Origin of the sequence: Actinoplanes sp. NPDC051470, from assembly GCF_040682035.1 — a bacterium.
Classification (GTDB): domain Bacteria; phylum Actinomycetota; class Actinomycetes; order Mycobacteriales; family Micromonosporaceae; genus Actinoplanes.
The window spans coordinates 334269-348180 of the sequence record NZ_JBFBAA010000004.1 but is presented as its reverse complement, the minus strand read 5'-3'; the positions used below and the strand labels follow the sequence as shown (position 1 = coordinate 348180).

Sequence of the window (13912 nt, the reverse complement as noted above, 5' to 3'; positions counted from 1 at the left end):
TCGAAACCTAGAGCAGGCGGTCCAGGGTCAGCGGGAGTTCGCGGACCCGGACCCCGGTCGCGTGGTGCACGGCGTTGGCCACCGCCGCGGCCACCCCGGTGATGCCGACCTCGCCGACGCCCAGCAGGCCCAGCGGGGTGGTCGGGTCGGGCTCGTCGATGAAGCCGATGTCGATCCGGGGCACGTCGGCGTGCACCGGGACGTGGTATTCGCCCAGGCCCGGGTTCATGATGCGGCCGGAGCGCGGGTCGACCAGCGTCTCCTCGGTCAGGGCGGCGCCGATGCCCATGACCACGCCGCCGCGCAGCTGGCTGGACGCGAGCTTCGGGTTGAGCACCCGGCCCACGTCGAAGATGCCCAGCCAGCGGGTCACCCGTACCTCGGCGGTGTCGGGATCGACCCGCACCTCGCAGAAGTGGGCGCCGGTGGCCGGGTGCACCCAGCGCCGCCGGTCGGCCAGGAACCGGGTCATCATGCGGACCTGACCGGCCGCCTGGCCGAGGCGGGAGTCGGAGCCGGTGCGAGCCTCGATCGACGGGAGACCGGCGTCGCCGAGGATCTCCGAGTACGACCGCCCGGCGCCGTCGGCCCGGAACAGCCCGCCGTCGGTGAACGTCGCATCCCGAAGCGGCGGCGACGAGCGGCGGACGAGGCCCAGCATCGACCGTTTGAGCTGCTCGCACGCCTGGAGGACGGCCGCCGTGGCCGACGACGTCTGTGTCGACCCGGCGGCGCCGGGCGCGGTCGGCTGCTCGCTGTCGCCCAGCTCCACCGTGACCGCGCCGACCGGCACGCCGAGCGCGTCCGCGGTGACCTGCGCGACCACGGTCGCGACGCCGACGCCGATCTCCTGCAGGCCGCTGCGGACCAGCACCGTGCCGTCCGCCCGCAGCCGGACCAGGACGTCGCCGCCCAGATGGACCGGGAGGTGCAGCGCCGCGGCGACGCCCCAGCCGACCAGCCACCGGCCGTCGCGCATGGAACGTGGCTTCGGATCGCGGCCGGACCAGCCGAACTCGCGGGCGCCCCGGGCGTACACCGCACGGAGGTCGCGCCGGGAGAACCGCTGCCGGCCCGTCGGGTTGCGCTCGGGCTCGTTGCGGGCCCGCAGCTCGAGCGGGTCCAGGCCGAGCTCGACGGCCAGCTCGTCGATCGCCGACTCCAGCGCGAACGAGCCCATCGCCTCACCGGGCGCGCGCATGTACGTGTTGGGCAGCGCGTCCACCTCGGCGGTGCTGTGCCGGACCAGGATGGCCGGCGCCGCGTAGAGGTACTGGGACTGCGAGGCCACCGGTTCGACGCCGCCGCCGGCCCGGCCGACCTGGGAGACGCCGGTGTGTACGAGCGCGGTCAGCGTCCCGTCCCGCTGGGCGCCCAGCGCCACCCGCTGCACCGTGGGAGCGCGGCCGCCGACGGTCCGGTTGACCGCCTCGCGGGTCAGCGCCATCCGCACCGGGCGGCCGGTCACCTTGGCCGCGAGCGCGGTCAGCACCGTACCCGCCCAGACCGAGCCCTTCCCGCCGAAGCCGCCGCCGATGAACTCGGCGATCACCCGGACCCCGGCGACCGGTACGCCGAACCGGCGGGCCAGGTGCTTGCGAACCCAGTCGATGTTCTGGGTGGCGTCGTGCACGGTCAGCCGGTCGCCGTCCCACGCCGCCGTGGTCGCGTGCGGCTCGAGCGCGTTGTGGTTCTGACCGGGCGTGGTGTAACGGAGGTCGACGGCCACCGGGGCGGCGGCCAGCGCCTGCTCGGCGTCGCCGGTCTTCACCTCGCCGACCTCGATCAGGCTGCCCTTGACCGGCTTCGGGTGGTCCTGCGCGACGGCGAAGTCGGTGACCGCCGGCCGCGACTCGTAGGAGACCTCGACCAGCCGGGCCGCGGCATGCGCGGCCTCCAGGGTCTCGGCGACCACGACGGCCACCGGCTGGCCGTTCCAGTGCACCTCGTCGGTGTTCAGGTAGTTGATCGGCGTGCCCGGGGCCATCGTGCTCAGGTCCATGATGCTGGGCTTGGCCGACGGGATCATCTTGGGCGCGTTCTGGTGGGTCAAGACTTTGAGCACGCCCGGAACCGCCTCGGCCGCCGTGGTGTCGATCCCGGTGACCCGGCCGCGCGGGATGCTCGCGTGGACCAGGGCGGCATGGGCGATGTCCGCGTACGGGACCTCGGCCGAGAACCGCGCGCCGCCCGAGACCTTGGCGATGCCGTCGACCCGGTCGATCGACCGTCCGACATTCTTGGTGGGTGCCGGGGCGGTCCGGTTCTTCTCCAGCGCCGTGGTCATTCGGGAACCCCCAGTCCTCTGAGAACCGCGACGATCGTGCGCTTGGCCAGCTCGATCTTGAACTCGTTGCCGGGCAGCCCGGTCGCGTGCGCCAGTTCGGCCTCGGCCGCCCGCCGGAAGGTCTCCTCGGTGGCCGGCGCCCCGGTCAGCACCCGCTCGGCCTCGATCGCCCGCCACGGCTTGGCCGCGACCCCGCCGAGGGCGACCCGGGCCGCGGTCACCACGCCGTCCCGGACCTCCAGCGCCGCCGCCACCGACACCAGGGCGAACGCGAACGATGCCCGGTCCCGGACCTTCCGGTACGCCGACCGCCCGGCGATCGGCGCCGGGAGCTCGACCGCCACGATCAGCTCGCCCGGCTCCAGCACGGTCTCCCGCTCGGGGCGGTCGCCGGGCAGCCGGTGGAACTCGACCAGCGGGATCGTCCGGGAGCCGCGCACGCTGTGCACCTCGACCGTGGCGTCCAGCGCGGCCAGGGCCACCGCCATGTCCGACGGGTGCGTCGCGACGCAGTGCTCGCTCGCGCCCAGCACGGCGGCGGCGCGGTGGAAGCCGCCGGCCGCGTCGCAGCCGCTGCCCGGCTCACGCTTGTTGCAGGCCGCGGTGGCGTCCACGAAGTACAGGCAGCGGGTGCGCTGGAGCAGGTTGCCGCCGACCGTGGCCATGTTGCGGATCTGGCCGGAGGCGCCGGACAGCAGGGCCTGGGCCAGCACCGGGTAGCGGGTGCGGACCGCCGGGTGGGCGGCCAGGTGGCTGTTGCGGACGAGCGCGCCGATGCGGAGGCCGCCGTCGGGGAGGACCTCGACCTCGGTCAGCGGCAGCGTGGAGATGTCGACCACGGTGGCCGGGCGCTCGACATCCTGGCGCATCAGGTCGACCAGGTTGGTGCCGCCGGCCAGCGGCTTGGCCCCCGGCTGGTCGGCCAGCGCGCGGACGGCGGTGTCCACGTCGGGCGCGCTGACGTAGGCGAACGACCTCATGACGCCACCTCCCGGATGGCGGTGGCGATCCCGTCGTACGCGCCGCACCGGCACAGGTTGCCGCTCATCCGCTCCTTGATCTCGGCCTCGGTGAGCGGGATGTCGGTCGCGGTCAGGTCCTCGGTGACCGCGCTCGGCGCCCCGGCCCGGTGTTCGGCCAACATGCCCAGCGCCGAGCAGACCTGGCCCGGGGTGCAGTAGCCGCACTGGAACCCGTCGGCCGCGATGAACGCCCGCTGCAGCGGATGCTCGATGCCCTCGATCGTGGTGATCTCCCGGCCGCCGTACTGCACCGCCAGCGCCAGGCAGGAGGCGATGCGCTCGCCGTCGACCAGCACCGTGCAGGCACCGCAGGCCCCCTGGTCGCAGCCCTTCTTGGTGCCGGTCAGCCCGAGCTCCTCGCGGAGCGCGTCGAGAAGGCTGACCCGCGGGTCGAACTCGACCCGGTGGACCTCGTTGTTCACTCGTAGTTCCACATCGACCATGCCGCCAGGTTAGGGCAACACCGTTCGCTTAACAAGACAACACCGTTGACTTATAGCCGCCGAGATCGGCCGCCACGCTAAAGTCAGCAGGTGAGCGGTTTCGTGCGGGCCCGACGGCCCGAGCAGAAGGAGCAGCGGGCGACCGAGATCCTCGACGCCGCCCGCGAGCTCGCCATCCGCGACGGCGTCGGCCTGGTCAGCCTGGCCGCCATCGCCGCCGAGGTCGGCCTGCACAAGTCGGCGCTGCTCAAATACTTCGGCACCCGTGAGGAGATCTTCCTGCGGCTCTCCGAGGCCGAATGGTCGACCTGGGCCGACGCGGTGATCAAAGACCTCGATGGGGTACGCGACGGAGCCGCCGGCCTGGCCGACGTGCTCGCCCGGTCCATGGCCGACCGGCCGCTGTTCTGCCAGCTGCTGACCCACTCGTCGCTGACCCTCGAACGCAACGTCTCGCTCGACGCGCTGCGCCGGTCGAAGGTCGCGGCCATCGGCGGCACCGAGGCCGTGGTCGACGTGGTCCACCGGCTGCTACCGGACGTTCCGCGGGAGTCCTGCTTCGAGCTGGTGGCGGCGACGGCGCTGATCGCGGCCGGGCTGTGGCAGTCGGCGCACCCGCCGCCGGTGGTCCTCGCCCTCTACGCCGAGCAGGGGGCGTCGAACGGCTTCGCCCGGATCGCCCGGATCGACCTGTTCACCGAGCTGAGCCGGTTCGTCCGGGTCTTCCTGGCCGGCCTGCGGTGCGAGGCCGACCGCCCGGAGTGATGCGGATAGGTGCGCAGAGCTAGCGATTTCGTTGGCTCTGCGCACTCATACGCAACGGGGCGGCTGTCAGGCGGAGTGATGCGGATAGGTGCGCAGAGCTAGCGATTTCGTTGGCTCTGCGCACTCATATGCAACAGGCCGGGTGTCAGGCGGCGAGGCTGTGGTCGGGGGACTCGCGGCGGATGGTGCGCCAGCGGTTGGTGCTGATGCCCAGGGCGGCGGCCAGGTCGGAGTCGGTGATCTCGGGGCGGTTCTGCCGGATGCGGTTCGCCTCGGCCACGGTCTCGGCCGGGGTGCGGCGGCCCTTCGCGGCCGGGCGGGACTGCTTGGTCGCCTCCGGCGTCAGCTCGGGGATGCGTGCGCCGGGCGGGGTGGCGTGGCCGGCGGGGGTGGTGCGGCCGCCCGTCGTGGCGCGTCCGGCTGGCGTCGTGCGTCCGGCTGTCGTGGCGTGCCCGGCTGCGGTGGCGTGCCCGGCCGGAGTGGCGTGCCCGGTCGGAGTGGCGTGCCCGGTCGGAGTGGCGCGCCCGGCTGTGCTGGTGCGGCCGGCTGTGGTGGCGCGGCCGGAGGTGGTGGGCCGGCTCGTCGGGGTGGGTCGGGGCGCGGGGTCCGGTTGGGGCCTCGGGGACAGCAGGCCGGCGATCTCCGCGGCGGCCTGGGGAGGCAGGGCGCCCGAGACGACCGCACGCTCGACGGTGGCCGAGGTGGTGGACGAGGTGGTGGCCGACGCCGTCGCGGGTGCCAGGTGTGCGGGTGCCGGGTGGGCCGGCGCGGGTGTCACGTGTGCCGCGGCGGGCGCGGGTGCGGCGGCGGGCGCCGACGAAGTGGGTGCGGCGGCGGGGGTCGGCTCGGCCGGGTGTTCCAGGGTGGCGATGCGGCCGGCCAGTTCGACCAGGCAGATGCTGGCCACCACGATCAGGCCGTCGACCGAGAGGGGCAGCAGGTAGGGCGACGCGCCGGTCTCGCCGTAGCGGGCGGCCACCCCGGCCATGTGCCAGTAGGACACCCAGGCGGCGATGCCGGCGATGGTCGCGGTGGCCACCAGGCGGGCGGCGGCCAGCGACCGGCGGTGCACCGGCACCCGGGAGATCAGCTCGACCGTGAGGAGCAGGGCCAGCGGCGGCCAGGCGGCGATGGACTGGCTGATCGGATTGTCCTGGGCGTGCAGGACGTTTGCCACCACTGATGCGGCCACCCCGAGGAGCAGGGTCGCCCGGACGGCCCAGCGGACGCGGCGAAGCTGCGGGAGGTGCACGGATACTCCTTCACTCGGTGATGGCTGATCAGCGGACCATCCTGACCGGTGAAGATGACGACGCGGCCCTCCGAGGAGAACCGCGTCGTGTTCGTATCTTGATCGATAGACGTATGTGACCGTGTCGGCGGGAGTGTCAGCTTGACTTCTCGATCTCGCCGCGCAGCTTGACGAACTCCTTCTTCGCCGTGGTGATCGACTTGAAGTACCAGATGATCCAGCCCACGCTGCCCTCATCGGCCCAGCCGCAGAGCACCATGTCCACCCCGGACGCATCCGCCTTGCCGCACTTGGCGACGCCACCGAGCGGCCCGGCCGCGACCGACGTGATTCCGGTCACCTTGAGGCCGCCGACCCCGGCGCCGAGGAACGTGCCGTTCAGTTCCTGGGAGGGGTTGTCGACGTCCGCCTCGACCCCGGCGATCACCACGATGTTCTGCTTGGCGACCGTTCCGTACAGCGCGCCGACGGTGTTGCGGGCGTTGGGAATGTCGGCCAGGTCGGATTTGAGCTGCTCGGCGACGTCCTTGAACTGGTCGTCGGTCAGCTTCGGCCGGCCGCCCAGGGTGCGCGGTTCGACGATGGAGATCGTCTTGGCCGGCGGCTCGGTGGTCGGCGGCGGGTCGAGCGGCTCGACGCTGGGCAGCGGCGGCGGGGTGTAGTTGTCGACGGCCTCGTCGACCGTGCCGGCGGTGTTCCGCGCGACCAGCACGATCGCCGTGGTGCCGCCGACGCAGAGGACCAGGAAGACGGCGATCGAGACCAGCGTGATCGGCACCGCCCGGGACTTCTTCTTCGGGGCCGGCGTCATCACCGGGTAGCCGGGCGGCGCGTACTGCTGCTGCCCGTAGTCCGGCGGCGGAGGACCGTAGTCCGGCAGTGGTGGGTAGCCGCCCTGCTGCTGCGGCGGCGGGCCCGGATAGGGCTGCGCCGGCTGGTACGGCTGGGTCGGCGGGTACTGCGGCTGCCCGGGGTAGGGCTGGCCGGACGCCGGCTGCCCCGGATAGGGCTGGCCGGGCTGCGGCTGCCCCGGGTAGGGCTGCCCCGACGACGGCGGCGGCCCCGGCTGGGGCGGCTGCGCGTACGGGTCGGAGGCGGGCTGGCCGGACGACCAGGGATCGGGCGGGCCTGGGTACGGCGGCTGCGACATCAAAGCTCCATCGATGTGGGTAACACGCGGAACTCTAGTGCCGTGATCAGGGCATGTCGTCCCCCATCGGCGGGGAGAGATCGCACCGACCGGGCGATACGGCGCGGATCAGGCATGAGATCCGCGCCGCACCGCCGATGCCGGTCAGGCCTTCTTCTCGACCTCGCCGCGGAGGGTGACGAACTCCTTCTCGAGCTGGGCCTTGGTCTTGAAGAACATCGCGAACATGCCGGTGCTGCCGTTGTCCGACCACACGCAGACGGCCATCTTGACGTCCTGCTGGGTGGTGTCGCCGCACTTGGCGATGCCGCCGAGCGGGCCCGGGTCGGTGTCGGTCATGTTCTGGGCGGACATGCCGCCGGAGGCCATCCCGGAGGTGAACTCGTCGAACCGGGCCTGCGCCGAGCCGGAGACCGTGGAGGCCGCGGCCACCATGACGATGTCCTGCTTCTGCACGTTGCCGTACATGGCGCCGACCGAGCTGGTCGCGCCGCCGACCTTGCCGAGCTCCTTGTCGAGCTCGTCGGCCGCGGAGGCCACCGTCGGGTCGGTGATCTTGGCGCGACCGCCCAGGGTGGCCGGCGCGGCCACGGTGATCTTGGCGCCGTCGACGACCTCTTCGACCTTGTCCTTGGCGAAGAACACGACGGCGCCGATGCCGACCGCGCAGAGCACGGCGACGACGGCGACCACGATCAGCGTGATCTTGAGGGCGGAGGACTTCTTCTTGGGCGGCGGGCCACCGGCGGGCGGGCCACCGAACTGCGGCGCGCCACCCTCCGGCGGGGGCGGCGGGTAGCCGCCACCACCGGGCGGCGGGTAGCCCTGGGGCGCGCCCGAGGACTGGCCCGGCGGCGGGTAGCCCTGCGGCGCGCCCGAGGACGGCTGGGCGTACGGGTCGCCGGACTGCGGCTGCCCGTAGGCGCCGCCCTGCGACGGCTGCCCGTAGGTGCCGCCCTGTGACGGCTGGCCATAGCCACCGTCCTGCGACGGCTGGCCGTACGGCTGGCCGTAGGGCTCCTGCGGCTGGGGCGGGTATGGCGGCTGTGACATCTGCTTCTCCAGGGACTACGGCAACCTCGGGCCGACACGGCTTTCCTCGGCGCGCCGGAGCCTACCTATCGCAGGCCATCTGCGCAGACACCCCCGCGCCATTTCGGACACGGGGGCGTCGGATACCGGACATCAGGCGCGAAGGCCGGCCACCCCGCGGGGCAGGAAGCGCTTGCCGGTCACCCGTTCGGCGATGCCGCTGCGGTCCAGGTAAGGGGTCACGCCACCGAGGTGGAACGGCCACCCGGCGCCGAGGACCATGCACAGGTCGATGTCCTGCGCCTCGGCCACCACGCCCTCGTCGAGCATGATGCGGATCTCATCGGCCAGGGCGCCGAGTGCTTTCTCGCGTACCTGATCACCGGTCAACGGCTCGGAACCGGTCTCCAGCAGCGCGCCCAGCTCGGGGTTGATCTCGTCGTCGACGATCAGCGGCAGACCGGCCTCGACGATCCGGTGCAGGTTCGGGCTGTCGCCGTAACGATCCGGGAACGCTTCGTGAAGTTGCTCACCGACGTGCAGGCCGACGGCCGGTCCGACCAGGTGGAGCAGCTGGATCGGCCGCATCGGCAGGCCCAGCGGGTCGAGCGCGGTGTTCACCGTCTCCAGCGGCGTGCCGGCGTCGATCGCGGCGAACACCTCGCTGGTGAAGCGGGTGAGCAGCCGGTTGACCACGAACGCCGGAGCATCCTTGACCAGCACGCATGACTTGCGCAGCTCCTTGCCGACCGCGAAGGCGGTGGCCAGGGTGGCGTCGTCGGTGCGCCCGCCGCGGATGATCTCGAGCAGCGGCAGCACGGCGACCGGGTTGAAGAAGTGGAAGCCGACCACCCGCTCGGGGTGCTCCAGGTCGGCGGCCATCGCGGTCACCGACAGCGAGCTGGTGTTGGTGGCCAGCACCGCCTCGGGCGAGACGATCTTCTCCAGCTCGGCCCAGACCTGCTTCTTCACGTCGAGGTTCTCGAAGACCGCCTCGATCACGAAGTCGGCGTCGGCGAACACCGACTTGTCGACCGAGCCGCTGACCAGGCCGAGCAGCTTGGCCGCGTCACCGGGGGAGAGGCGGCCCTTGCCGGCCAGCTTCTCGATCTCGGCGTGCACGTACCCGACGCCCTTGTCGACCCGGGTCTGGTCGAGGTCGGTCAGCACCACCGGCACCTGCAACCGGCGGGCGAACAGCAGCGCCAGCTGGGAGGCCATCAGGCCGGCGCCGACGATGCCGACCTTGGTGACCTTGCGCGCCAGTTCCTGGCCGGGCGCGCCGACCGGCCGCTTCGCCCGGCGCTGGACCAGGTCGAACGCGTACAGGCTGGCCCGCGACTCGTCGCCCATGATCAGGTCGGCCAGCGCCTCGGTCTCGGCCGCCGTGCCGTCGGCGAACGAGGCCTCCTTGGCCAGGGCGAGCAACTCGAGGGCCTTGTTGGCCGACGGCACCGCGCCGTGCAGCCGCTCGTCGAGCTGCTGCTTGGCGAAGAACAGCACGCCGTCCCACATGTCCTTGTCGACCTCGGGCCGCTGCACGGTGATCTCCCCGCGCACCACCCCGGCCGCCCACTCCAGCGACCGCTCCAGGAAGTCGGCCGGTTCCAGCAGCACGTCGGCCACGCCCAGCTCGGCCGCCTGCTTCGGGCGCAGCACCTTCTGGGTGAGCGGGTTCTGCAGGATCACCTGGGCCGCGCCGGGCGCGCCGATCAGGTTGGGCAGCAACTGGCTGCCGCCCCAGCCGGGGATCAGGCCGATCGCGACCTCGGGCAGGCCGAGCGCGGCGGCGCCACCGGAGACCGTGCGGTAGTGGCAGTGCAGGGCCACCTCGAGGCCGCCACCGAGCGCCGCGCCGTTGATGAAGGCGAACGTCGGAATGTCGGAATCCTTGAGCCGCGCGAACACGCGGTGACCCAGCTCGCCCAGCTCGAGCGCCTGCTCCCGGGACGTGATCAGCGGCATGCCGGTGATGTCGGCGCCGACACAGAAGATGTACGGCTTGCCGGTGATCGCCACGAAGGCCGCTTCGGCGTCGAGGGCCGTGGTGATCGCCGCGTCCAGCGACGCCAGGCCGGCCGGCCCGAAGCTGTTCGGCTTCTTGTGGTCGAAGCCGTTGTCCAGGGTGATCAGCGCGACGGGCCGGTCGAGGCCGGGTGTGCTGAAGACACGGACGAGAGCTTTGGTCACGACCTCGTTCGGGTTCTCGATCACTTGCCCTCCCAGGCCGGGTTCTCCCAGATCACGGTGCCGCCCATGCCGATGCCGATGCACATGGCGGTGAGGCCGTAGCGGACCTCGGGGTGCTCGGCGAACTGGCGCGCGAGCTGCGTCATCAGCCGGACGCCGGAGGAGGCCAGCGGGTGGCCCACGGCGATCGCGCCGCCCCACGGGTTGACCCGCGGGTCGTCGTCGGCGATGCCGAAGTGGTCGAGGAAGGCGAGCACCTGCACGGCGAACGCCTCGTTGAGCTCGAACAGCCCGATGTCGGAGATGGTCAGCCCGGCCAGCCGGAGCGCCTTCTCGGTGGACGGGATCGGGCCGTACCCCATGACCTCGGGCTCGACGCCGACGAAGCCGTACGACACCAGCCGCATCGCGACCGGCAGGCCCAGCTCGCGGGCGGTCGCCTCGTCGGCCAGCAGGGCCGCGGTGGCGCCGTCGTTGAGGCCGGCCGCGTTGCCCGCGGTCACCCGGCCGTGCGGGCGGAACGGGGTCTTGAGCGTGGCCAGCTTCTCCATCGAGGTCTCGCGGGGCGCCTCGTCGGCCGCGGCCAGACCCCAGCCCGCCTCGGCGCTGCGGGTGGCCACGGTGACCAGGTCGGGCTGGAGCTTGCCGTTGGCGTACGCCTTGGCCGTCTTCTCCTGCGAGGCCAGCCCGAAGGCGTCGGCCCGCTCCTTGGTGATGCCGGGCAGGCGGTCGTGCAGGTTCTCCGCCGTCGAGCCCATCACCAGCGCGGACGGGTCGACCAGCTTCTCGGCCAGGATGCGCGGGTTGGGGTCGACGCCCTCGCCCATCGGGTGGCGGCCCATGTGTTCGACGCCGCCGGCGATGGCGATGTCCATCTGGCCCATCGCGATGCCGCCGGCCACCGTGGTGACGGCCGTCATGGCGCCGGCGCACATGCGGTCGATCGCGTACCCCGGCACGGTCTTGGGCAGGCCGGACAGCAGGGCCGCGGTGCGGCCGATGGTCAGGCCCTGGTCGCCGGTCTGGGTGGTGGCCGCGATCGCGACCTCCTCCACCCGCTCGGGTGGCAGCTGCGGGTTGCGGCGCAGCAGCTCTCGGATACAGCGGATCACCAGGTCGTCGGCACGGGTCTCGGCGTACATGCCGCCGGCCTTGCCGAACGGGGTGCGGACGCCGTCGACAAAGACGACCTCCCGGACTTCACGGGGCACAGCAAGCCTCCTGACAAGCGGGGTCAGGCGAATGCTACCCGCGAGTAACTACGCCTCGCCAGCGACCGCCGCAGAAGGATCCGGCAACACCTTGGCCAGTCCTTCGGCGATCAGCCCGATCTGCCAGGCCCGGGCGCCGAAACCGCGCAGCGTGTCGCCCACGGTCTGCGGGCTGACCTCGTCCGGCGGCGCCCAGGCCAGCCGGCGGATGAAGTCGGGGCTGATCAGGTTCTCCGGCGGGAGCGTGTGTGCCTCGGCGGTGCCGACCACCACCTGGCGGCAGCGCTGCAGGCGGGCGGCGGCCACCGGGTCGCGCTCGGCCCAGCGATGGGGCGGGGGCGGGCCCTCGACCGGCTGGTTCACCGGCAGAGCCTCGTCCGGCAGGGCCCGGGCCTCGTCCAGCGCGTCGAGCCAGACCCGGGCCAGCCGGCGCACCGAGCGGCCGCCGAAGCCGGGCAGGCCGAGCAGGGTTTTCTCGTCCTTCGGGTCGAGTTCGGCCGCCGCGATGATCGCCGAGTCGGGCAGCACCCGGCCGGGCGCCGAGTCGCGACGGGCGGCGACACCGTCCCGGGCGTACCAGAGGGAGCGGACCCGGGACTGGGCGCGGGCGCCGCGGACGCGGTGTATTCCGGAGGTGCGGCGCCAGGGGTCGGGGCGGACCCGGGGCGGGCGGTCGGCCGTGGCCACCAGGGCGGCGAACTCCTCGGCGGCCCAGGCCGCCTTGCCCTGCCGCTCCAGCTCGGCGGCCAGGTGGTCGCGCAGGTCGGTGAGCATCTCGACGTCCAGGGCGGCGTACGTCAGCCAGGACTCCGGCAGCGGCCGGGTCGACCAGTCGGCGGCCGAGTGGTGCTTCTCCAGCGTGAAGCCGAGCAGGTTCTCGGTCAGCGCGGCCAGCCCGACCCGCTCGAAGCCGGCCAGGCGTGCCGCCAGCTCGGTGTCGAACAGCCGCCGCGGCCGCATGCCCAGCTCGGCCAGGCAGGCCAGGTCCTGGCTGGCCGCGTGCAGCACCCACTCGCTGTCGGCCAGGGCGGCGTCGAGCGTACGCAGGTCGGCCAGCGGCATCGGGTCGATCAGCACGGTCCCGGCGCCCTGCCGGCGCAGCTGCACCAGGTAGGCCCGCTGGGTGTAGCGGTAGCCCGAGGCGCGCTCGGCGTCCACCGCCACCGGCCCGGTGCCGCCCGCCATCCGGGCGACCACCTCGGCCAGCTCGTCGGTGGATTCCACCGGGCGTGGGGTGCCGTCACGGGGGGCGGTCAGCGGGACGGGACCATCGGGCTCAGACGGGTCGGGCACGTCAAGCGGTCCGTCTCCGGCAACCTCCGGGGCGTCCCGACGGCGCACGGGTGCTTCGTCGGTCACACCGTAACCGTACGGGGGTACCCACTCTCCCGTGTGCAGCGGTCCCGGCGCGTCGATCCACACGGCATCCACGGCGCGGAAATTCTCCGTTCGAAACACATCCGTATCGGCGTCCGGTGCGTATTACCCGCCGGAGCGCCGAGAGCCCGGGGAGGCCGCACCGCGATGACCGCCATGCACGAGCCGTACGGACAGCGCGGCATGCCCGGACCACGACGGCCCGAGGACCTGCGACCCGCCGTCGACCCCTGGGAGACCGGCGAGCACATCTTCCGGTCCCAGTGGGACACCGGCGAGCAGCGCGCCCTGGACGTCGAGTGGGAGCTGGGGCAGCAGACGCGGTTCCCGCAGCGGCCGTCGCACGTCGGTCATCCCCGGCCGGCCCGGGCGCAGCATGCTGCGCCCGTACCCCACCGATCGTTCTCGGAACCGGGGCCGAAGAACCGGGGCCGCGGCCGGGGCGGGATGATCGCGATCGTGCTGGCCGTCGTGCTGGTGATCTTCGGCGCGTTGGTGGTGTGGCGGCTGGAGAGCGGCAACAGCAAGCTGTCGGCCGAGCTGGCCACCGAGCGCGACCGGGCCGTCGCGCTGAACGACCGCACCGAGAAGCTGGAGAAGCGGCTGGCGGGCGTCCTCGACCCGGAGGCGGTCTCGTCCGGCGTGCTGCCGAGCGTGTTCCGGGTGCGGGCGGGCGACTTCACCGGCACCGCGTTCTCGATCGGCGACAGGGCGGCCAAGGGCAAGGCCAACATGCTGACCAACTTCCACGTGGTCGAGTCGGTCTGGGCGGCCGGCGACAAGAAGGTCTTCCTGGAGCGGGGCAAGGACGAGGTCAGCGCCACGATCGTCAAGGTCGACAAGGACAAGGACCTGGCGTTGCTGCGCGCGGACCGGGCGATCAAGGGGCTCGAGCCGGCCCCGGCCGAGGTCAAGCCCGGTCAGCAGATCGTCGTGGTGGGCGCGCCGCTGGGCCTGGAGGACTCGGTCACCACCGGCGTGGTCAGCGCCTACCGGCCGAGCGAGCAGGACGCGCAGAGCATCCAGTTCGACGCGCCGATCAACCCGGGCAACTCCGGTGGGCCGGTGGTGAACGCCGGTCAGCAGGTCGTCGGCCTGGCCACGGCCAAGGCGCGGGACGCCGAGGGCATCGGCCTGGCAGTGTCGATCAAGGACGCCTGCGCGGCTTTCAAGGTCTGCTAGG

11 protein-coding genes are annotated in these 13912 nt (G+C 72.7%); 2 read left to right on the top strand and 9 right to left on the bottom strand.

From position 1 onward, the window contains the following. Positions 1-7: 7 nt before the first annotated feature. From AB0M54_RS10765 to AB0M54_RS10755, 3 genes are read right to left on the bottom strand one after another with little or no spacing between them, the layout of a single operon-like run. Positions 8-2287 carry a xanthine dehydrogenase family protein molybdopterin-binding subunit gene (locus AB0M54_RS10765; protein ID WP_364470368.1) on the bottom strand — a complete coding sequence of 760 codons (2280 nt, stop codon included), beginning with the start codon at positions 2285-2287 and terminating at the stop codon, positions 8-10. After that, positions 2284-3267: a xanthine dehydrogenase family protein subunit M gene (locus AB0M54_RS10760; RefSeq protein ID WP_364315761.1), complete on the bottom strand. Its 984-nt coding sequence runs from the start codon at positions 3265-3267 to the stop codon at positions 2284-2286. Before AB0M54_RS10760 ends, AB0M54_RS10765 begins: the two co-directional genes overlap by 4 nt. Then, on the bottom strand, positions 3264-3752 hold the full coding sequence (locus AB0M54_RS10755) for a 2Fe-2S iron-sulfur cluster-binding protein (protein ID WP_364315763.1): 489 nt from the start codon (positions 3750-3752) through the stop codon (positions 3264-3266). The genes AB0M54_RS10760 and AB0M54_RS10755 overlap by 4 nt, the downstream gene beginning before the upstream one ends. Before the next feature lie 90 nt (positions 3753-3842). On the opposite strand from AB0M54_RS10755, the gene AB0M54_RS10750 reads away from it, so the two are divergent. After that, the gene (locus AB0M54_RS10750; protein ID WP_364470366.1) at positions 3843-4517 is read left to right on the top strand and encodes a TetR family transcriptional regulator; all 675 of its coding nucleotides are present in this window, start codon (positions 3843-3845) and stop codon (positions 4515-4517) included. 145 nt (positions 4518-4662) lie between these two features. Here AB0M54_RS10750 and AB0M54_RS10745 read toward each other — a convergent pair whose 3' ends face one another. The 6 genes from AB0M54_RS10745 to AB0M54_RS10720 form a co-directional block, all read right to left on the bottom strand. Next, positions 4663-5769 carry a DUF2637 domain-containing protein gene (locus tag AB0M54_RS10745; RefSeq protein WP_364470364.1) on the bottom strand — a complete coding sequence of 369 codons (1107 nt, stop codon included), beginning with the start codon at positions 5767-5769 and terminating at the stop codon, positions 4663-4665. A gap of 136 nt (positions 5770-5905) precedes the next feature. Then, positions 5906-6919: a hypothetical protein gene (locus AB0M54_RS10740; protein WP_364470362.1), complete on the bottom strand. Its 1014-nt coding sequence runs from the start codon at positions 6917-6919 to the stop codon at positions 5906-5908. Positions 6920-7063: 144 nt separating this feature from the next. Beyond that, positions 7064-7972, bottom strand: coding sequence for a hypothetical protein (locus AB0M54_RS10735; RefSeq protein ID WP_364470361.1), 909 nt, complete (start codon positions 7970-7972; stop codon positions 7064-7066). Between the two features lie 132 nt (positions 7973-8104). After that, positions 8105-10165 carry a 3-hydroxyacyl-CoA dehydrogenase NAD-binding domain-containing protein gene (locus tag AB0M54_RS10730; RefSeq protein ID WP_364470359.1) on the bottom strand — a complete coding sequence of 687 codons (2061 nt, stop codon included), beginning with the start codon at positions 10163-10165 and terminating at the stop codon, positions 8105-8107. Further along, a complete protein-coding gene (locus AB0M54_RS10725) occupies positions 10162-11352 on the bottom strand; it encodes a thiolase family protein (protein ID WP_364470357.1) in 1191 nt (396 codons plus the stop codon). The genes AB0M54_RS10730 and AB0M54_RS10725 overlap by 4 nt, the downstream gene beginning before the upstream one ends. Before the next feature lie 48 nt (positions 11353-11400). After that, the gene (locus AB0M54_RS10720) at positions 11401-12645 is read right to left on the bottom strand and encodes a ribonuclease D (protein WP_364470355.1); all 1245 of its coding nucleotides are present in this window, start codon (positions 12643-12645) and stop codon (positions 11401-11403) included. 231 nt (positions 12646-12876) lie between these two features. On the opposite strand from AB0M54_RS10720, the gene AB0M54_RS10715 reads away from it, so the two are divergent. Further along, positions 12877-13911, top strand: a complete 1035-nt coding sequence (locus AB0M54_RS10715; protein WP_364470354.1) for a S1C family serine protease — start codon at positions 12877-12879, stop codon at positions 13909-13911. The last annotated feature ends 1 nt before the right edge of the window (position 13912 follow it).